This window comes from Cellulomonas fimi, from assembly GCF_028583725.1.
Lineage (GTDB): Bacteria > Actinomycetota > Actinomycetes > Actinomycetales > Cellulomonadaceae > Cellulomonas > Cellulomonas fimi_B.
In genome coordinates, this window is the sequence record NZ_CP110680.1 from 2,745,072 (window position 1) to 2,763,650 (window position 18,579).

Annotated in this window: 18 protein-coding genes; 3 read left to right on the forward strand and 15 right to left on the reverse strand. The window is 74.4% G+C overall.

Annotation, left to right across the window (positions count from 1 at the left end; translation table 11 throughout):
- Positions 1 to 39: 39 nt before the first annotated feature.
- From OOT42_RS12400 to rimP, 3 genes are read right to left on the reverse strand one after another with little or no spacing between them, the layout of a single operon-like run.
- Positions 40 to 405 carry a YlxR family protein gene (locus tag OOT42_RS12400; RefSeq protein WP_273651513.1) on the reverse strand — a complete coding sequence of 122 codons (366 nt, stop codon included), beginning with the start codon at positions 403 to 405 and terminating at the stop codon, positions 40 to 42.
- The gene (nusA, locus tag OOT42_RS12405; protein ID WP_273651514.1) at positions 402 to 1,475 is read right to left on the reverse strand and encodes a transcription termination factor NusA; all 1,074 of its coding nucleotides are present in this window, start codon (positions 1,473 to 1,475) and stop codon (positions 402 to 404) included. The genes OOT42_RS12400 and nusA overlap by 4 nt, the downstream gene beginning before the upstream one ends.
- A 1-nt stretch (position 1,476) precedes the next feature.
- Entirely contained in the window at positions 1,477 to 2,055 is a 579-nt protein-coding gene (gene rimP / locus OOT42_RS12410; RefSeq protein WP_273651515.1) for a ribosome maturation factor RimP, read from the reverse strand.
- A 140-nt stretch (positions 2,056 to 2,195) separates the two neighbouring features.
- Here rimP and OOT42_RS12415 point away from each other — a divergent pair, with 140 nt between their 5' ends.
- Positions 2,196 to 3,311 (forward strand): DUF4439 domain-containing protein, encoded by a 1,116-nt coding sequence (locus tag OOT42_RS12415; RefSeq protein ID WP_273651516.1) that lies wholly within the window; start codon positions 2,196 to 2,198, stop codon positions 3,309 to 3,311.
- Between the two features lie 98 nt (positions 3,312 to 3,409).
- Here the strand turns inward: OOT42_RS12415 and OOT42_RS12420 are convergent, their stop codons facing one another.
- A complete protein-coding gene (locus tag OOT42_RS12420; RefSeq protein WP_273651517.1) occupies positions 3,410 to 5,203 on the reverse strand; it encodes a proline--tRNA ligase in 1,794 nt (597 codons plus the stop codon).
- An 80-nt stretch (positions 5,204 to 5,283) separates the two neighbouring features.
- Here OOT42_RS12420 and OOT42_RS12425 point away from each other — a divergent pair, with 80 nt between their 5' ends.
- Positions 5,284 to 6,174 (forward strand): Fpg/Nei family DNA glycosylase, encoded by an 891-nt coding sequence (locus tag OOT42_RS12425; protein WP_273651518.1) that lies wholly within the window; start codon positions 5,284 to 5,286, stop codon positions 6,172 to 6,174.
- A gap of 38 nt (positions 6,175 to 6,212) precedes the next feature.
- On the opposite strand, the gene OOT42_RS12430 is transcribed toward OOT42_RS12425, so the two are convergent.
- The 3 genes from OOT42_RS12430 to OOT42_RS12440 all read right to left on the reverse strand — a co-directional run bounded on the left by OOT42_RS12430 (position 6,213) and on the right by OOT42_RS12440 (position 9,775).
- On the reverse strand, positions 6,213 to 7,121 hold the full coding sequence (locus OOT42_RS12430; protein ID WP_273651519.1) for a GNAT family N-acetyltransferase: 909 nt from the start codon (positions 7,119 to 7,121) through the stop codon (positions 6,213 to 6,215).
- 73 nt (positions 7,122 to 7,194) lie between these two features.
- A complete protein-coding gene (gene ispG, locus OOT42_RS12435) occupies positions 7,195 to 8,355 on the reverse strand; it encodes a flavodoxin-dependent (E)-4-hydroxy-3-methylbut-2-enyl-diphosphate synthase (RefSeq protein ID WP_273651520.1) in 1,161 nt (386 codons plus the stop codon).
- Between the two features lie 109 nt (positions 8,356 to 8,464).
- The gene (locus tag OOT42_RS12440) at positions 8,465 to 9,775 is read right to left on the reverse strand and encodes a M50 family metallopeptidase (RefSeq protein ID WP_273651521.1); all 1,311 of its coding nucleotides are present in this window, start codon (positions 9,773 to 9,775) and stop codon (positions 8,465 to 8,467) included.
- A 209-nt stretch (positions 9,776 to 9,984) separates the two neighbouring features.
- Here OOT42_RS12440 and OOT42_RS12445 point away from each other — a divergent pair, with 209 nt between their 5' ends.
- Positions 9,985 to 11,319, forward strand: coding sequence for an NAD(P)/FAD-dependent oxidoreductase (locus tag OOT42_RS12445; protein WP_273651522.1), 1,335 nt, complete (start codon positions 9,985 to 9,987; stop codon positions 11,317 to 11,319).
- Here OOT42_RS12445 and dxr read toward each other — a convergent pair.
- From dxr to rpsB, 8 genes are all read right to left on the reverse strand, one after another.
- Complete coding sequence (dxr, locus tag OOT42_RS12450; protein WP_273651523.1) at positions 11,264 to 12,427, reverse strand: 1-deoxy-D-xylulose-5-phosphate reductoisomerase; 1,164 nt, start codon at positions 12,425 to 12,427, stop codon at positions 11,264 to 11,266. The two genes, OOT42_RS12445 and dxr, sit on opposite strands and share 56 nt — an antisense overlap.
- 78 nt (positions 12,428 to 12,505) lie before the next feature.
- Positions 12,506 to 13,060 (reverse strand): DivIVA domain-containing protein, encoded by a 555-nt coding sequence (locus tag OOT42_RS12455; protein WP_273651524.1) that lies wholly within the window; start codon positions 13,058 to 13,060, stop codon positions 12,506 to 12,508.
- A complete protein-coding gene (gene rlmN, locus OOT42_RS12460) occupies positions 13,061 to 14,185 on the reverse strand; it encodes a 23S rRNA (adenine(2503)-C(2))-methyltransferase RlmN (RefSeq protein ID WP_273651525.1) in 1,125 nt (374 codons plus the stop codon).
- A 79-nt stretch (positions 14,186 to 14,264) separates the two neighbouring features.
- A complete protein-coding gene (locus OOT42_RS12465; RefSeq protein ID WP_273651526.1) occupies positions 14,265 to 15,113 on the reverse strand; it encodes a phosphatidate cytidylyltransferase in 849 nt (282 codons plus the stop codon).
- Positions 15,113 to 15,670: a ribosome recycling factor gene (frr, locus tag OOT42_RS12470; RefSeq protein WP_273651527.1), complete on the reverse strand. Its 558-nt coding sequence runs from the start codon at positions 15,668 to 15,670 to the stop codon at positions 15,113 to 15,115. Before frr ends, OOT42_RS12465 begins: the two co-directional genes overlap by 1 nt.
- 54 nt (positions 15,671 to 15,724) lie before the next feature.
- Positions 15,725 to 16,468: a UMP kinase gene (pyrH, locus tag OOT42_RS12475; protein WP_272729816.1), complete on the reverse strand. Its 744-nt coding sequence runs from the start codon at positions 16,466 to 16,468 to the stop codon at positions 15,725 to 15,727.
- A gap of 157 nt (positions 16,469 to 16,625) precedes the next feature.
- The gene (gene tsf / locus OOT42_RS12480) at positions 16,626 to 17,471 is read right to left on the reverse strand and encodes a translation elongation factor Ts (protein ID WP_273651528.1); all 846 of its coding nucleotides are present in this window, start codon (positions 17,469 to 17,471) and stop codon (positions 16,626 to 16,628) included.
- A gap of 43 nt (positions 17,472 to 17,514) precedes the next feature.
- Entirely contained in the window at positions 17,515 to 18,525 is a 1,011-nt protein-coding gene (rpsB, locus tag OOT42_RS12485) for a 30S ribosomal protein S2 (RefSeq protein ID WP_273651529.1), read from the reverse strand.
- Between the last annotated feature and the right edge of the window lie 54 nt (positions 18,526 to 18,579).

Here is an 18,579-nt window from a genome sequence, read left to right on the forward strand (position 1 = left end):
TCGACGATCGGCCACGTCACCAGGGGGACCCGGTGACGCTCACTGCTCGTGCTGCTCGAGGTGCTCGTGGACCGCGCGCGTGCCGGGCGGACCCGGCAGCCGCAGGGCCCGCCCGAACGCCCTGTGGCGTTCGGCGAGCTCGAGACAGGCACGATCGGGGTGCAGCCACGCTCCCCTGCCCGGCATCCGGCGACCGACGTCCACGACCAGCTCCGGGACTCCGGGACCGGCGGCGGGGGCGACCACCCTCAGCAGGGCTGACCTCGGGCCGGTCGCTCGGCACCCCACGCACGTCCGCACCGGGCCCACGACTGCCACCACGGGTGCGGGGTCGGGGGTCCGCCTGCTCGGCGAGGAGAGCCGGGCATCCGGCCCAGCCGTCGACAGTCTACCCCTCCGCGTCACCGGTGCTGACCGGCGCCGCGCCGCGGGGCCTCGCCGGCGTCGTGCCGGGCAGCGCCGGCGGCGGGCCCGCCGTCGGCCTCGGGGACCTCGGCGTCGGACCGGATGTCGATGCGCCAGCCGGTCAGCTTCGCGGCCAGGCGGGCGTTCTGGCCCTCCTTGCCGATCGCGAGCGACAGCTGGTAGTCGGGCACGACGACGCGCGCCGCACGGGCCGCCTCGTCGACGACCGTGACGGACACCACGCGGGCCGGCGACAGCGCGTGCGCGATCATCTCGGCCGGGTCGTCGGAGTGGTCGACGATGTCGATCTTCTCGCCGTGCAGCTCGGCCATGACGGCGCGCACGCGGCCGCCCATCGGGCCGATGCACGCACCCTTGGCGTTCACCCCGGGCACGGTCGCGCGGACCGCCATCTTCGTGCGGTGCCCGGCCTCGCGGGCGATCGCGGTGATCTCGACCGTGCCGTCGGCGACCTCGGGCACCTCGAGCGCGAACAGCCGCCGCACGAGGTTCGGGTGCGTCCGTGACAGCGTCACCTGCGGGCCGCGCGGGCCGCGCGCGACCTCGATGACGTAGGCGCGCAGCCGGTCGCCGTGCACGTACTCCTCGCCCGGCACCTGCTCGTGCTGCGGCAGCACCGCCTCGGTCCCGCCCACGTCGACGAGCACCGTGCGCGGGTCTCGGCCCTGCTGGATGACGCCGCCGAGGACCTCGCCCTCCTTGCCGCGGAACGTGCCGAGCACCTGGTCGTCCTCGGCGTCACGCAGCCGCTGGACGATGACCTGGCGCGCGGTCGCGGTCGCGATGCGACCGAACCCGTCGGGGGTGTCGTCGAACTCCGGGGTCTCCACCTCGACCGGACGGCCGTCCTCGCCGAGCGGCGCGGGCTCGCGGGCCCACACGGTCACGTGCCCGCTGCGGCGGTCGACCTCCACGCGTGCCCGCGGGTGCGACCCCGGCGTGCGGTGGTAGGCGGACAGCAGCGCCTGCTCGATCGCCGAGACGAGCACGTCCAGGCTGATCTCCCGCTCGCGCTCCAGCAGTCGCAGCGCCTGCATGTCGATGTCCATGTCAGCCCTCCCCGGCGGCGTCGGCACCCGGGCCCGCCACGTCGTCGTCGTCCACAGGGCCGAGGCCGCTCAGGTCCACCTCGACGCGCGCGTCGCGCACGTCGGTCAGCAGCAGGCGCACGGGATCCCCGGTCTTCGGCCGACGACCCTTGACGCCGGGCGTCACGGGGACGACGACGACCGCGTCGTCGGCGTCCGTCGCGCCGCGCTCGACGCCCGTCAGGCGCCCCGAGACCGTCCCGCCGTCCGCGAGACGGACCGTCACCGACCGGCCCACCGCCCGCGCGAAGTGACGCCGCTCCGTCAGCGGCCGGGACACGCCGGGGCTGGACACCTCGAGCGTGTACTCCCCCGCCACGACGTCCTGCGCGTCGAGCGCGTCCGACACGGCGCGGGTCACGTCCGCGACCCGGTCCAGGTCGAGCTCGCCCTCGTCGTCCTCGGCGACGTCCACGACCACGCGGACCACCGACCGGGCCCCCGCCCTCGCCACCTCGACGTCCTCCAGCAGGAGGCCGATGCCGGCCACCGCCGGTGCGACGACCTGCCGGACCCGCTGGGCGGGTGCTGGCGCGACCATGGGAGGGCCTCCTGTCGGTTCCGACGGGTCACCGGCACGCGGCTCGACCCTGTGATGTTGTGGGACCAGCGTAACGAGTCCGCGCGCACCCGCCGGTCGCGGCGTCGACTCGCCACGCCGCCGTGGGAGGATCACCGGCGATGAGCGCACCGAACCGCCCGACCGCCGCCCGCCCCCGGCCCGCGCCGCTCCGGCGGGCGGGTGCCGTCGTCGTGGCCGTCACCGCTGCCGCCCTGCTGGCGGGCTGCGGCCTGCGGATGGAGACGCCGCCACCCGTCGAGCCGTCCCCCGACGCGGTCGAGCAGGCGCGCGGCCGGACGGCCGAGGACGCGCTGGGGCTCGCGGACGACGCCCGGGAGCTGCTGGCCTCCGCTCCCGCCGAGCCGGTCGCGGCGGTGCTGGCCGACGTCGCGGCGTTCAGCGAGCTGCACGCCGAGCAGCTCGGCGGTGTGTACGACTCCGGCCTGCCGGACCCGACCCCGTCGGCGTCGCCCACCGACGCACCGGACGAGCCCGCGCCGACCGCCGAGACGGTGCTGGCCGCGCTCGCAGAGGACGCCGCCACGGCGCTCGCCGACGCGGACACCGTGCCCGACGGCCCGCTCGCGCGCCTCGTCGGCTCGGTCGCGACCGCACGGACGGACCTCGCCGGGCGGCTCGCGGCGGCGCTGGGCCTGCCCGCACCCGAGATCACCGTGCCGGCACCGACGACGGAGGACGCCTCGACCGACGACGGCGGCGAGGCACCCTCGACACCGTCCGTGGCTCCGACCCCCGGCGCCGACGACGCGAGCGCCGGGGCGCCCGCGGGCCTGGACCGGACCGACCTCGACGCCCTCACGCTCGCGCACGACGAGGCCGGCTACGCGCTCGAGGTCGTCGCGGCCAAGCTCGGCGGCGACCAGCGGACGCTCGCGCAGCAGACCGCGGCCGCGCACCGCGACCACGCGGAGCGGTGGGCGCTCGCCGCCGGTTCGACGGGGCAGCTCGACGACCCGCGGCGCGCGGCGTACGCGCTCCCGCCGGGGCTCGACGACCCGGCCGTCGCGACCGGCGTGGCACGCGGCGTCGAGTCCGCGGTCGCCGACACCTACGCGACGCTGCTCGCCTCCGCGGACGCCGGCGGGCGTGGCGACCTCCTCACCGGCCTCGCCGACGCCACGCGCCGTGCGCGCGTGTGGGGGGCGACGCCGGTCGCCTTCCCGGGCATGCCCGAGCTCGCGGCCGAGCCGCTGCCGACACCGTCCGCCGGCTGACGCGGTCGACACCGTCCGCCGGCTGACGCGGCGACGACGCCGTCCGCCGGCTGACGCCGCGACACCGTCGTCGGCGCCGTCGTCCGGCGGCCGGGGGCTCAGCCGGCGAGCAGCTCGCGGACCCGCGCGGCGACGTGCTCGACGACGTCCGCGACGGGCACCTGCGTGGCCTCGCCACCGGCGCGCGGCCGGACCTCGACGACGCCCTCGGCGAGCCCGCGCCCGACGACGACGACGAGCGGCACGCCGAGCAGCTCGGCGTCGGCGAACTTCACGCCAGGAGACACCTTCGGCCGGTCGTCGTAGAGGACCTCGACCCCGCGCCCGACGAGCGCGCGGGCGATGTCCTCGGCGGCGTCGAACACGGTCGCGTCCTTGCCGGTCGCGACGACGTGCACGTGCGCGGGCGCGACGTGCGCGGGCCACGCGAGACCGCGGTCGTCGTGGTTGGCCTCGGCGAGCGCCGCCATCACGCGGGACACGCCGATGCCGTACGAGCCCATCGTCACGACCTGCGACTTGCCGTTCTGGTCGAGGACCGTGAGGCCGAGCGCCTGCGCGTACTTGCGACCGAGCTGGAAGATGTGGCCGATCTCGATGCCGCGCGCGAGCTCGAGCGGGCCGGAGCCGTCGGGTGCGGGGTCGCCCGCGCGGACCTCGGCGGCCTCGATCGTGCCGTCGGCCGTGAAGTCGCGACCGGCGACGAGGTCGTAGACGTGCCGGCCCGGCTCGTTCGCGCCGGTGATCCAGCGCGTGCCCGCGACGACGCGCGGGTCGAGCAGGTACCGCACGGCGGTCCGCTCGGTGCCCTCCGCGACGGGCACGTTCGGGCCGAGCGCGCCGGGGCCGATGTAGCCCTTGACGAGCTCCGGGTGCGCGGCGAAGTCCGCCTCCCCCGCGGCCTCGACCTCCGCCGGCGCGAGCGCCGCCTCGAGCCGCTTGAGGTCGACCTCGCGGTCGCCGGGCAGCCCGACGACGAGCAGCTCGCGCTCCCCCGACGGGTGCACGAGCGCGAGCACGACGTTCTTGAGCGTGTCGGCCGCGGCCCACGGCCGGTCGGCGCGCGGGAAGCGCTCGTTCGACACCGCGACGAGCGTCTCGATCGTCGGGGTGTCGGGCGTGTCCTCGACGTGCGCGGCGGGCGCGTCGGACCAGTCGAGCGCGGGCGGCGCGACGGTCGTGACGGCCTCGACGTTCGCCGCGTACCCGCCCGCCGAGCGCACGAACGTGTCCTCGCCGATCGCCGTCGGCGTGAGGAACTCCTCCGACCGCGACCCGCCCATCGCACCTGAGGTCGCGGTGACGATGACGTACTCCAGGCCCAGCCGCTCGAAGACCCGCTGGTAGGCGGCGCGCTGCGCGGCGTACGACGCGTCGAGCCCGGCGTCGTCGACGTCGAACGAGTACGCGTCCTTCATGACGAACTCGCGCCCGCGGATCAGGCCGGCGCGCGGGCGCGCCTCGTCGCGGTACTTCGTCTGGATCTGGAACAGCGTGAGCGGCAGGTCCTTGTACGAGGAGTACAGGTCCTTCACGAGGAGCGTGAACAGCTCCTCGTGCGTCGGCGCGAGCAGGTAGTCGCCGCCCTTGCGGTCCTTGAGCCGGAAGATGTTGGGGCCGTACTCGGTCCACCGGCCCGTCGCCTCGTAGGGCTCCTTCGGCAGCAGCGCCGGGAAGTGCACCTCCTGCGCGCCCGCGGCGTGCATCTCCTCGCGCACCACGGCCTCGACCTTGCCCAGGACCCGCAGGCCGAGCGGCAGCCACGTGTAGATGCCGGGGGCCGCGCGGCGGATGTAGCCGGCCCGCACGAGCAGCTTGTGGCTCGCGACCTCGGCGTCGGCGGGGTCCTCCCGCAGCGTGCGGACGAAGAGCGTGGACAGGCGCAGGAGCATGGGGGCGAGCCTAGTGGTCGTGGCGGGGTCGCCCGTGCGCCCGCTGTCGCGGTGTGGGCGGTCTCGGCCAGGATGGGCGGGTGCCCGAGCTGCCCGAGGTCGAGGCGCTCGCGCAGTTCCTGCGCGGGCGCGCCGTGGACCGTGCCGTGTCCGGCGTCGAGGTCGGCGCGATCAGCGCGCTGAAGACGTTCCGGCCGCCGCCCGACGCGCTCGTCGGCGGCGCGGTCGTCGACGTCACACGGCACGGCAAGTGGCTCGACCTCATGGTCGCGACGTCGACGGGCGAGCCGCTGCACCTGGTCTGGCACCTGTCGCGTGCCGGATGGGTGCGCTGGTCCGACGAGCTCTCGCCGCGGCCGGTGCGTCCGGGCAAGTCCCCCATCGCGCTGCGCGTCCGTCTCGACGACGGCTCGGGGTTCGACCTGACGGAGGCGGGCACGCGCAAGCGTCTCGCGGTGCACGTCGTGACGGAGCCCAGCGAAGTCCCGCAGGTCGCCACGCTCGGCGTCGAGCCGCTGTCGGACGAGTTCACCGAGGACCGGCTCGCGGAGCTGCTCGCGGCGCGCAACCAGCAGGTCAAGGGCCTGCTGCGCGACCAGGGCACGATCGCGGGCATCGGGAACGCCTACTCGGACGAGATCCTGCACGCCGCACGCATGAGCCCGTTCGCGCCGACGCGCTCGTTCGACGCGGACCGCACGGCCACGCTGTGGGTCGCGATCCGCCAGGTGCTCACCGACGCCGTCGCCGCCGCGTCAGGGCGGCCCGCCGCCGAGCTCAAGGACGCGAAGCGGCGCGGGATGCGTGTGCACGGGCGCACGGGCGAGCCGTGTCCCGGCTGGGACGGGGTGCCGTGCGGCGACACGGTCCACGAGGTGTCGTTCGCCGACTCCTCGCTGCAGTACTGCCCGACGTGCCAGACGGGCGGCAAGCCCCTCGCCGACCGGCGGATGTCACGCCTGCTGCGCTGACCGCGCCCGCGTCGCCGCCCCGGCCGGCCGGCGACACGTCAGAACAGGACGGTCGCGTACGTGCCCACCTGCCGGAAGCCGACCGCACGGTAGGCCGCGAGGGCACGGTGGTTGTAGGCGTTGACGTAGAGCGACACGACGGGCGTCTCGGCGGACCTGGCGAGCCGGACGACGGCGGCCATCCCGGCCTCCGACAGCCCCTCGCCGCGCCGCTCGGGCGTCACCCACACGCCCTGGACCTGCGCGACTCCCCCGGCGACGGCGCCGAGCTCGGCCTTGAACACGATCGTGTCGCGGGGACCGCGCCGGCCGTCCTCGCGCTCGACGCGGACGAACGAACGACCCGACCCGATGAGCCCGCGGACGCGCGTCTCGTACGGGCCCCCGGGGCCACCGGCGGGCGAGTAGCCGACCTCCTCGGTGAACATCCGGATGCACGCCGGGAGCACGAGGTCGTACTCGTCGGCACGGGAGCGGCGGACCGTCGGGTCCTGCGTCAGGAGCGGTTCGTGGTCGATGACCATCGAGGGCTGGTCCGCCCGGATCTCGCGCGCCGCGGGCCAGGTCCGGCTGAGGCGGTCCCACAGGCCGAGGACCATGTCGGCGGAGCCGACGATCGACGAGCACCGCCGGCCCTGGGCGCGCGCGAGGCCCGCGAACGCGTCGAGCGCACGCGCGGCGAGCTGCGGGTCGTCGGCGGGGACGACGGGCACGACGTTCGCGCCCGCCCAGCAGACCGCGCGCAGCGCGCCGTCGAGCTCGTACCCCCAGAGCGTCCCGCCGGCGGAGCGCAGACCGCTCACGGCGGCCTGCTCGAGGCGGGCCGTCGCGAGCACCGCGGCGACCGGGTCGAGCGCGCAGACGGCGAGCGCGGCGCGCAGGTCCACGTCCCCGAGGACGCGGCCCCCTGCCCGCTCGTCGAGCAGCATCGCGCGGCGAGAACCCATGACACGGATTGTGCACCACGCAGGGCGGCCGGACCTGTCGTCGGGCGCCCGGCGGACGACGCCGCGCGGTGGGTCAGCCGACGGAGACCGTCGGGCCGCCCTGGCCCGCCTCGACCGGGTCCATGGTCTCCGCGAGGCGCATGGCCTCCTCGATCAGCGTCTCGACGATGAGCGACTCGGGGACGGTCTTGATGACCTCGCCCTTGACGAAGATCTGCCCCTTGCCGTTGCCGGACGCGACGCCGAGGTCCGCCTCGCGCGCCTCGCCGGGACCGTTGACGACGCAGCCCATGACGGCGACGCGCAGCGGCACCTCCATGCCCTCGAGACCCGCGGTGACCTTCTCCGCGAGCGTGTAGACGTCGACCTGCGCCCGACCGCACGACGGGCACGAGACGATCTCGAGCTTGCGGGGCCGCAGGTTGAGGGCCTGCAGGATCTGGATGCCGACCTTGACCTCCTCGACGGGAGGCGCCGACAGGGAGACGCGGATCGTGTCGCCGATGCCCTTGCTCAGCAGCGCGCCGAACGCGGTCGCCGACTTGATCGTGCCCTGGAACGCCGGGCCGGCCTCGGTCACGCCGAGGTGCAGCGGCCAGTCGCCGGCCTCGGCGAGCAGCTCGTAGGCGCGCACCATGACGACGGGGTCGTTGTGCTTCACCGAGATCTTGAAGTCGTGGAAGCCGTGCTCCTCGAACAGCGACGCCTCCCACACGGCGGACTCGACGAGCGCCTCCGGGGTGGCCTTGCCGTACTTCGCGAGCAGCCGCGGGTCGAGCGACCCGGCGTTGACGCCGATCCGGATCGAGACGCCGGCGTCGGACGCGGCGCGCGCGATCTCCTTGACCTGGTCGTCGAACTTGCGGATGTTGCCCGGGTTCACGCGGACGGCGGCACAGCCGGCGTCGATCGCGGCGAACACGTACTTCGGCTGGAAGTGGATGTCGGCGATCACGGGGATCTGCGACTTGCGGGCGATCGCCGGCAGCGCGTCGGCGTCGTCCTGGCTGGGCACGGCGACGCGGACGATGTCGCAGCCGGACGCCGTGAGGGCGGCGATCTGCTGGAGCGTCGCGTTGATGTCGGTGGTCGGCGTCGTGGTCATCGACTGGACGCTGATCGGGGCGTCGCCGCCGACCTCGACCTTGCCGACGCGGATCTTGCGGGAGGCCCGCCGGGGCGCCAGGACGGGGGCGGGCGCAGCCGGCATGCCGAGGCTGATCGGGGTGCTCACCTCCCCATCATCGCATCGCTGCGCGCCCGGACCGGACCCGCGAGGCCGACGCCCACGAAACCCGCACGGAACCCGCCCGGCGCCGCGCGTCGGGCGGCGTCCCCGCAGGTCAGATGGTGATGGGGTTCACGATGTCGGCGTACACGAGCAGCAGCCCGACGGCGCCGAGGAGGATGAACACGGTGTAGGCGACCGGGACCAGCTTCGCCGCGTCGAACGGCCCAGGCCGCGGCCGGCCGCGCAGGCGCGCGACCTGACGACGCGCGCCCTCCCACAGCGCCGCGGCGACGTGCCCGCCGTCCAGCGGCGGCAGCGGGATGAGGTTGAAGACGAACAGTGCGACGTTGAGCATCGCGAGCATCTGGAGCCAGCCGGCGATCTTCACCGAGAACGGGAGGTCGGACGCACCGATCTCCCCGCCGAACCGGGCGATGCCGACGACGCCGACGATGCTGTTCTGGTCGCGCTCCTCGTGCGCGAACGTCGACCGCGCGAGGTCCGCGACCTTCGTCGGCAGCGTCGCGACGACGGTGACGGTCTGCCACGTCGCGGACGCGACCTCCGCAGGCGCCTCGCTCCACGGCTGTCGCTCGATCGACTGCGCCGCCGTCACGCCGAGGAACCCGGCGGGCACGGTCCGCATCTCGCCGTCCGCGTCCAGCACGGGGCCGCCGTCCTCGCCGATGACGGGCCGCTCGGCCACGACCGGCGTCACGGTCAGGGTCACCTGCGCGCCGTCGCGCTCGACGACGACCGGGACGCTCTCGCCGCCGGTCGCGCGGATCAGCTCGGTGAGCTGCTCCCAGGACTCGACCGCGGTGCCGTCGTACGACACCACGGTGTCGCCGGGCCGCAGGCCGGCGGCCGCGCCGGGGGCGAGCTCGTCGTCGTCCTGGCACGCCCGGTCGGCGGGTGCGTCGGCGGGGATGACGCACTGCGAGACCGACTCGAGCGTCGTGCTCTGGCCCGAGGGGATGCCGATGCCGACGAGCACCACGACCATGAGGACGACCGCGATGAGCAGGTTCATGACCGGCCCGCCGAGCATCACGACGAGCTTCTTCGGCGTCGACAGCCGGTAGAACGCGCGGTGGTCCTCGCCGGGACGGATCTCCTCGGCGCTCGCCTGCCGCGCGTCGCGCGCGAGCCGGCCGACCCAGGTCCGGGCCGGCGGGTTCCCGACGGCCTCGTCCGGCGGGTACATGCCGACGAGCCGCACGAAGCCGCCCAGCGGGATCGCCTTGAGCCCGTACTCGGTCTCGCCCTTCGTGCGGGACCACAGCGTGGGCCCGAAGCCGACCATGTAGTGGCTCACGCGCACGCCGAAGCGCTTGGCGGGCACCATGTGCCCGACCTCGTGCAGCGCGATCGACAGCAGCAGCACGACGACGACGATCAGCACGCCGACCAGGAACTCCATGCGGTCCCCACACCTCCGGACGAGACGTCCGCGCGCGAGCGGACGGGCCCGTGGCTTCCCGGGCCGGCGCACATCATCCCGCGTCCGGCTGGGAGTGCGCTGACAAGGTCCGCGGAGCGGCACGCGGACCACCCGACCGGCGCACACCCGGGTCGGCGGGGGCGTCGTGTCGGCTGTCGGGGTCGCGCCGGCGCCACTACCGTCCGGGCATGGCGACCGCTCGCACGCACCCGCTGTGGCTCGACCAGCTCTCCGTCGACGACCCCGGCGCGCTGCGGCCCCGGGACCCGCTCGACGGTGACGACCGTGCCGACGTCGTCGTCGTCGGGGCCGGTCTCGCGGGCCTGTGGACCGCGTACTACCTGCTCGAGGCCGACCCGTCGCTCGACGTGCTCGTCGTCGAGGCCGACGTGACCGCGGCCGGCGCGACCGGGCACGGGTCCGGGTGGTGCTCGGCGGACCTGGCCGTGGCCGGCGAGGACCTCGTGACGAGGCACGGGCTCGCCGGGGCGCGCGCGCTGCGGGCGGCGCTGCGCGACGCCGTGGTCGAGGTCGGCGGTGCCGCGGCCGCGGAGCAGGTCGGCTGCGGGTTCGCGTACGGCGGCTCGGTGCTGCTCGCGCGGACGCCCGCCGAGGTCGAGCGCCTCGCGGAGCACGTGCAGGTCGCGGCGGACCTCGAGGACGACGTGCACCTGCTCGCGCCCGACGAGGTCGCCGAGCACGTCGGCGCAACGGGCGTGCTCGCCGGGGCGTACAGCCCGGACTGCGCCCGCCTGCAGCCCGCCGCCCTCGCCCTCGGCCTGCGGGACGTCGTGCTCGCGCGCGGCGGCCGGGTCGTCGACCGGACCACGGCGCTGCGCGTCTCGCCGCGCGCCGTCGCGACCGACCGCGGCACCGTCCGGACCCGCTGGACCGTCCTCGCGACCGGAGCGGCCGTGGCGCCGGGCGCGGACCGGGCTGTCACCGCGCGGCACGGCGTCGCGATCGCCACCGAGCCGTTGGGCGACGCGGCCTGGGCCACCGTCGGGCTGCCGCGCGCGCAGACGTTCGCCGACCGCGCCGCGGGCGTGCGCGGCGAGCGGACCGCCGACGGCCGCCTCGTGCTGGTCGACGTCGGCGGCCTGTCCTCCGCATCCCCCGGCGCCGTCGACCGCGCCGCGGACCGCCTGCACGGCACGCTCGTCGACCTGTTCCCGTCGCTCGCCGACGTGGCGCTCACGCACCGCTGGTCGGCGACCGTCGGCGTCGCGCGCGACGGGCACCCGTCCGTGGGGCTCGACGACGACGGCATCGGGTGGGTGCGCGGGCTCGGGTTCGACGGCGTCGCCGCGGCGAACCTCGCGGGTCGGACGCTCGCGGACCTCGTCACCGGCGCGGAGGGACCGCTCGTGCGGTTGCCGTGGGTCGGCCACCGCTCGCCGGCCTGGCCGCCCGCTCCCCTGCGCCGGCTCGGTCAGGCGGCCGGGCGGGTCCGGGACGCGGCGCGCGTCAGCGCTGCGCGAGCACCTCGTGCGCGCGCGTCCGCGCCCACCGCTCGGCGCTGAGCACCGCGTCGAGCGACAGCGCGTCGGGCGCCGTGCCGTCGTGCTCGCCGAGCACGCGCTCGACCGTGGACACGATGTCGAGGAACCCGATCCGGCCCGCCAGGAACGCCGCGACGCACTCCTCGTTGGCCGCGTTGTAGACCGCCGGGTGGGTGGCGGACGTCGCGACCGCCTCCCGTGCGAGCCGCACGGCGCCGAAGACCTCCTCGTCGAGCGGTTCGAACGTCCACGCCGTCGCGCTCGTCCAGTCGCACGGCGGGGCGACGAGCGGCACCCGGTCCGGCCACGACAGACCCAGCGCGATCGGCAGGCGCATGTCCGGCGGCGATGCCTGCGCGATCGTCGAGCCGTCGACGAACTCGACCATCGAGTGCACGACCGACTGCGGGTGCACGACGACCGTGATGTCGTCGACCGGCACGCCGAACAGCAGGTGCGCCTCGATGAGCTCGAGCCCCTTGTTCATGAGCGTCGCCGAGTTGACCGTGACGACCGGTCCCATCGACCACGTCGGGTGCGCGAGCGCCTGCGCCGCCGTCACGGTCTTCACGTCGTCGAGCGACCAGCCACGGAACGGCCCGCCCGACGCCGTCAGGACGATCCGCCGCACCTCGTCGCGCGCCCCGCCGCGCAGCGCCTGCGCGATCGCCGAGTGCTCCGAGTCGACCGGGACGATCTGGTCCGGTCGCACGCGCGCCGCGTGCACGAGCGCGCCGCCGACGACGAGCGACTCCTTGTTCGCGAGCGCGAGCGTGCTGCCCGCCCGCAGCGCCGCGAGGGTCGGCCCCAGACCCACCGAACCGGTGATCCCGTTGAGGACGACGTCCGCCCCGCGGCCCGCCAGGTCCGTCGACGCCTCGGGGCCCGCGACGACCTCCACATCCGTGCCGTCGAGGGCGGCCCGCAGCGGCTCACCCGCAGCGGGGTCGGCCACCGCGACCGCCTCCACGCGCAGGTCACGAGCCTGCTGCGCGACGGCGTCGACGTCGCGACCGCCCGCGCTCAGCCCGACGACGCGGAACCGGCCCGGGTTGCGACGGACCACGTCGATCGCCTGGGTGCCGATGGACCCCGTGGAGCCGAGGATGACGACGCTGCGCTCACTCACGCGCCCATCCTCCCGGACGCGCGGACCGTGCGGTGACAGCCGCCCGGACGGCCCGCCCCGCGGCCGCACGACCCGACGTCACTCGACGCCGAGCAGCACCTCGACCGCGCGCGCCAGGAACGCGTCCACCGTGGGCTCCGCGTACGCGTTGCGGCCGCGCCGGCTGCGGAACGTCGCCGAGCGGACCTCGGCGGCCGACAGCGGCGTGCCCTTGTCGAAGTACGCGACCAGGCGGTGGCACAACGCGTCGACGTCCGCGGGCTCGTAGCCCTGCTGCCGGCCCTCCGGTGGGGCGAAGCGGTCGCCGTCCGGACGTGACAGGCGCCCGTAGAGCGTGCGCGCCTGCTCGCTCAGCTTGGCCATCCACGCGTCCTGACCGTTGCGCTGGACGAACTCCGCACGCTGCCGCGCGACGAACGCCTGCTCCAGCCGGTCGAGCGCCGCGTCGACCGCCGCGGTCACGTAACCGCCGCGGACCATGTCGAACGCGACGCCCCGCACGTCCTTGCTCGACAGGCCCGACGACGGGCCGGCCTCGTACACCTGCCGCGCGTGCGTGAAGAAGTCGTCGACCTCGTCCGGGTCGTACCCCTGCTTCAGGCCGGAGACGGTCCGGAACATGCCGTCGCTCACTCAGTCCTCCTCCGCGGCGAGCTGTCCGCACGCCCCGTCGATCTCGCTGCCGCGCGTGTCCCGGATGGTGGTCGGGATCCCGTGCGCTCGCAAGCGTGCCACGAACTCGCGCTCCACCTCGGGATCGCTCGCCGTCCACCGCGAGTTCGGCACCGGGTTGAGCGGGATCGGGTTGCAGTGCACCCAGCCCTTGCCGCGCGCCGCGAGCTTCTCGCCGAGCAGGTCGGCCCGCCACGCGTGGTCGTTCACGTCGCGGATGAGGGCGTACTCGATCGAGACGCGGCGGCCCGTCTTCTCGAAGTAGCGGTGCGCCGAGTCGATCGCCTCGTCGACGCTCCACCGCGTGTTGACCGGCACGAGCTCGCTGCGCAGCTCGTCGTCCGGCGCGTGGAGCGACAGCGCGAGCGTGACCGGGATGCCCTCGTTCGCCAGCCGGTCCATCGCCGGCACCATGCCCACGGTCGACACCGTGACGTTGCGGGCCGACATGCCCAGGCCGTCGGGCGTGGGGGCGACCAGGCGACGGACCGTCTCCATGACGGCCTTGTAGTTGGCGAGCGGCTCGCCCATGCCCATGAACACGACGTTGGTCAGGCGCGTCGGCCCGCCGGGCACCTCACCGTCGGCGAGCGACCGCGCGGCCGCGCGCACCTGCTCGACGATCTCCGCCGTCGACAGGTTCCGCGTCAGGCCCATCTGGCCCGTGGCGCAGAACGCGCACGCGAGCCCGCAGCCCGCCTGGCTCGAGATGCACAGGGTCGTGCGGTTCGCGTACCGCATGAGCACCGACTCGACCTTGGCGCCGTCGAACAGGTGCCACAGCGTCTTGACGGTCGTGCCCTGGTCCGCGGTCATCGTGCGGTGCGCCGTGAGCAGCGTCGGGAACAGACCCTCGACGAGCTTGTCGCGCGTCGCCTTCGGCAGGTCCGTCATCTGCGCCGGGTCGTTGGTCAGGTGCGTGAAGTAGTGCGTCGCGAGCTGCTTGGCGCGGAACGGCTTCTCCCCCAGCTCCGTCACGGCCTCGACCCGCTGCTCGGGCGTGAGGTCGACGAAGTGCTTGGGCGGCTTGCCCCGCGGTCCGCGGGTCGGCGAGGACAGGTCGAGGCGCACGGGTGTACCGGTCATGCGGGGCACCCCCTTCTGGGTGTCGGTGGGACGTGCGGTGCGGCTCGCGGCCGCCGGCCGCGGACGCGTGGCGTGCCGGTCAGCCGGCGGGCTGCAGCACCGCGAGGATGACGTAGGCGGCGGGCGCCGTGAGGAGCAACGAGTCGAGCCGGTCGAGGATCCCGCCGTGGCCCGGGATCAGCCGGCCCATGTCCTTGAGCTCGAGGTCGCGCTTCAGCATCGACTCGGCGAGGTCCCCCAGCGTGGCCGTCACGACGGTCGCGAGACCCATGACGACGCCGACGAGCGGCTCCCCGCCGAACGCGGCCTGCACACCGACCACGCCCACGACGCTCGCGAGCACGACCGACCCCAGCAGGCCTTCCCACGTCTTGTTCGGGCTCACCGACGGCGCGAGCGGGTGCCGCCCCAGCAGCACCCCGACCGCGTACCCGCCGGTGTCGCTCGCGACCACCAGGAGGATGAACAGCATGACCCGCCACGGCCCGTCGGGCTCCGCGAGCAGCAGCATCGCGAAGCCCGCGAGGAACGGCAGGTAGGCCGCGGCGAACGCGCCCGCGGTCGCGTCGCGCAGCGCCGCCTCGCCGCTGCCGTCGAGCACACGCCAGACGACGACGCCCCCCACGGTCAGCATGAACGCGACGAACAGCGCCTCCGGGCCCGCCAGGTACGCCGACACGAGCGTGCCGACCGCGCCGACGAGCAACGGCAGCAGCGGCAGGTGGATGTTGCGCCGCGCGAACGCCTGCGCGAGCTCCCACAGGGCCGCGCACACCGCGACGATCGCGACGACGCCGAAGACCTCCTTGCGGATGAACAGCGACGCGACGACGCCGACGAGCAGCGTGACACCGACCACGACCGCGACCGGGAGGTCACGTCCCGGGCGGAGGGTCTTCGGCGCGGCGATGGTGCTGTTCTCCGTCATCAGACCTCGAGCAGCTCGCTCTCCTTGGAGGCGAGCAGGTGGTCGATCGTCTCCACGTGCTTCTTGGTCAGCGCCTCGAGCTCCTTCTCGGCGCGCACGACCTCGTCCTCGCCCGCCTCGCCGTCCTTGACGATGCGGTCGAGCTCCTCCTTGGCCTTGCGTCGCACGGAGCGCACCGACACGCGGGCGTCCTCCGCCTTCGACTTCGCGAGCTTGACGAAGTCCTTGCGGCGCTCCTCCGTCAGCGCGGGCAGCACGACGCGGATGACGTTGCCGTCGTTGGTCGGGTTCACGCCGAGGTCGGAGTCGCGCAGCGCCTTCTCGATCGCCGTCGTCGACGACTTGTCGAACGGCGACACCAGGATCGTGCGCGCCTCGGTCACGTTGAACGACGCGAGCTGCTGCAGGGGCGTCGGGCTGCCGTAGTAGTCGACGAACACCTTGGAGAACATCGCCGCGTTGGCCCGGCCGGTACGGATGGTCGCGAAGTCGTCCTTGGCGACCTCGACCGCCTTGTCCATCTTCTCCTCGGCCTCGAGGAGGGTCTCGTCGATCACCGCTGCTCCTTCGTGCTGCTGTCGTCTCGGGGTCTGGCGTGCGGGCGTGGTGCGTCAGCTCGCCGTGACCAGCGTGCCGATCTTCTCACCCTGCAGGGCCCGGGTGACGTTGCCCCGCTCCTCGAGCCCGAAGACGCGCATCACCACGTCGTTGTCGCGGCACAGGCTGAGCGCGGTCGCGTCCATGACGCCCAGGTCGCCGACGAGCGCGTCGGTGTAGGTCAGGTGGTCGAGCTTGACCGCGTCGGGGTCCTTGCGGGGATCCGCGGTGTAGACGCCGTCGACGCCGTTCTTGCCCATGAGCACCTCCTGGCAGTGCGTCTCCAGGGCGCGCTGCACGCTCACGGTGTCGGTCGAGAAGTACGGCATGCCCGCGCCCGCGCCGAAGATCACGACGCGGCCCTTCTCCAGGTGCCGGATCGCCCGCAGCGGGATGTAGGGCTCGGCGACCTGGCCCATCGCGATCGCCGTCTGCACGCGCGTGCTCACGCCCGCCTGCTCCAGGAAGTCCTGCAGCGCGAGGCAGTTCATGACCGTCCCGAGCATGCCCATGTAGTCGGCACGTGCCCGGTCGATGCCGCGCTGCGAGAGCTCCGCACCACGGAAGAAGTTGCCGCCGCCCACGACGATCGCGACCTGCACGCCCGACCGCACCGCGACCGCGATCTCCGCCGCGACCCGCTGCACCACGTCCGCCGCGAGGCCGACGTCACCGCCGCCGAACGTCTCGCCCGAGAGCTTGAGGAGCACGCGCCGGGCAGGGGCGGCCGAGCCGGTCGCGGTCGGGTCCTGGGTCACTGCGCCTCCATCGAGGGTGGGGTGGTGCGGGCGGTGCGGGGTGCGGGCCGGGTCGCGTCGGTCCGCGTGAGCACGCTCCGCGCGGCCGAGCGGCCCGGACCCGGTGCGACGGTGGCCCCGACCCTTGCGGGCCGGGGCCACCGTCGATCACATGGGGTCAGGCTCCCACGCGGTAGCGCACGAAGCCGGTCAGCGTGCCGCCGGCCTCGGTGAGGACCTGGCCGACCGACTTCTTCGGGTCCTTCGCGAACGCCTGGTCGAGCAGGACGTTCTCCTTGAAGAACCCGTTGAGGCGGCCCTCGACGATCTTCGGCAGCGCGGCCTCGGGCTTGCCCTCGGTGCGGGCCGTCTCCTCGGCGATGCGGCGCTCGTTCTCGACCGTCTCCGCCGGGACCTCGTCGCGCGTCAGGTACGACGGCGAGAAGGCGGCGATGTGGGTCGCGATGTCGCGCGCGACGTCGGCGCCGGCCTTGTCCGTCGCCACGAGGACGCCGACCTGCGGGGGCAGGTCCTTGTTGACCTTGTGCAGGTAGACCTCGACGTGCTCGCCGGCCACGCGGGCCAGACGGCGCACGACGACGCGCTCACCGAGCGTCGCCGCCGTCTCGTCGACGATCGACTGGACGCTCGTGCCGTCGACCTCGGTCGCGAGCAGCGCGTCCGCGTCGCGGGCCGACGAGTCGACCGCGGCCGCGAGGACGCGCTCCGCGAGGTTGACGAAGTTCGGGCTCTTCGCCACGAAGTCCGTCTCCGAGTTGACCTCGACGAGCACGCCCGTCTGGCCCTCGCCGTCCGCCGTCGGGCCGACGTGCGCCGCGACGAGACCGTCGGAGGCCGAGCGGCCCTCGCGCTTGCCGACGCCCTTGAGGCCCTTCACGCGGATGATCTCGAGCGCCTTGTCGGCGTCGCCCTCCGCCTCCTCGAGCGCCTTCTTGACGTCGAGCATGCCCGCGCCGGTCTTCTCGCGCAGCGCCTTGATGTCAGCGAGCGAGTAGTTCGCCATCAGTGTTCCGTTCTGGTCGAAGGGGTGTGCAGGAGGACGCGCGTCAGTTGGACGCGGCGTCGCCCTCGGCCGGGGCGGCCTCGTCGCCGGCGGCGGCCGGGCTGGCCTCGTCGCCCTCGGCGGGCGCGGCCGCAGCGGCCTCGACGGTCTCCGCAGCCTCGGCGACCGCGGCGGCCTCCTCGGCCGGGGCGTCCGCCGTCACGACGTCGGCAGCGGTCGGGGCGTCGGCCTGCACGGCGGCCGGGGCAGCGGCGGACGAGCCCGACTGCAGGTCGGCCTCGGCACCCGCGAGCAGCTCGCGCTCCCACTCGGCGAGCGGCTCAGCGTCGGCCTCGGCACCCTCCGCGGCGGCGGTGCGGCCCGAGTGGCGCTTGAGCAGACCGTCGGCGGCGGCGTCCGCGATCACGCGGGTCAGCAGCTGGACCGCGCGGATCGCGTCGTCGTTGCCCGGGATCGGGTAGTCGACGACGTCCGGGTCGCAGTTCGTGTCGAGGATCGCGACGACCGGGATGCCGAGCTTGCGCGCCTCGTCGACCGCGAGGTGCTCCTTGTTCGTGTCGACGATCCACACGGCCGAGGGGACCTTGGCCATGTCACGGATGCCGCCGAGGGTCTTGCTGAGCTTGTCCTTCTCGCGACGCAGGACGAGCAGCTCCTTCTTCGTCAGGCCCGAGGCCGCGACGTCGTCGAAGTCGATCTGCTCGAGCTCCTTGAGGCGCTGGAGGCGCTTGTGGACCGTCGAGAAGTTGGTGAGCATGCCACCCAGCCAGCGCTGGTTGACGTACGGCATGCCGACGCGCGCGGCCTGCTCGGCGACGGGCTCCTGCGCCTGCTTCTTGGTGCCGACGAACAGGATCGAGCCACCGTGCGCGACGGTCTGGCTGACGAAGTCGTACGCGCGGTCGATGTAGGACAGCGACTGCTGCAGGTCGACGATGTAGATGCCGTTGCGCTCGGTGAAGATGAAGCGCTTCATCTTGGGGTTCCAGCGGCGGGTCTGGTGCCCGAAGTGGACACCGCTCTCGAGCAGCTGGCGCATGGTCACGACGGCCATGGCACGTCCTTCCGGCGCGCACCGGCCGGTGCGCGCGTCTGGGCGGGGCCGCCT

Excerpts from the sequence above, each read along its gene's own strand:
- nusA (WP_273651514.1), bottom strand. The coding sequence starts at position 1,475 with ATGGACATCGACATGCAGGCGCTGCGACTGCTGGAGCGCGAGCGGGAG.
- rimP (WP_273651515.1), bottom strand. The coding sequence starts at position 2,055 with ATGGTCGCGCCAGCACCCGCCCAGCGGGTCCGGCAGGTCGTCGCACCG.
- OOT42_RS12415 (WP_273651516.1), top strand. The coding sequence starts at position 2,196 with ATGAGCGCACCGAACCGCCCGACCGCCGCCCGCCCCCGGCCCGCGCCG.
- OOT42_RS12420 (WP_273651517.1), bottom strand. The coding sequence starts at position 5,203 with ATGCTCCTGCGCCTGTCCACGCTCTTCGTCCGCACGCTGCGGGAGGAC.
- OOT42_RS12430 (WP_273651519.1), bottom strand. The coding sequence starts at position 7,121 with ATGGGTTCTCGCCGCGCGATGCTGCTCGACGAGCGGGCAGGGGGCCGC.
- OOT42_RS12440 (WP_273651521.1), bottom strand. The coding sequence starts at position 9,775 with ATGGAGTTCCTGGTCGGCGTGCTGATCGTCGTCGTCGTGCTGCTGCTG.
- OOT42_RS12445 (WP_273651522.1), top strand. The coding sequence starts at position 9,985 with ATGGCGACCGCTCGCACGCACCCGCTGTGGCTCGACCAGCTCTCCGTC.
- rlmN (WP_273651525.1), bottom strand. The coding sequence starts at position 14,185 with ATGACCGGTACACCCGTGCGCCTCGACCTGTCCTCGCCGACCCGCGGA.
- OOT42_RS12465 (WP_273651526.1), bottom strand. The coding sequence starts at position 15,113 with ATGACGGAGAACAGCACCATCGCCGCGCCGAAGACCCTCCGCCCGGGA.
- tsf (WP_273651528.1), bottom strand. The coding sequence starts at position 17,471 with ATGGCGAACTACTCGCTCGCTGACATCAAGGCGCTGCGCGAGAAGACC.
- rpsB (WP_273651529.1), bottom strand. The coding sequence starts at position 18,525 with ATGGCCGTCGTGACCATGCGCCAGCTGCTCGAGAGCGGTGTCCACTTC.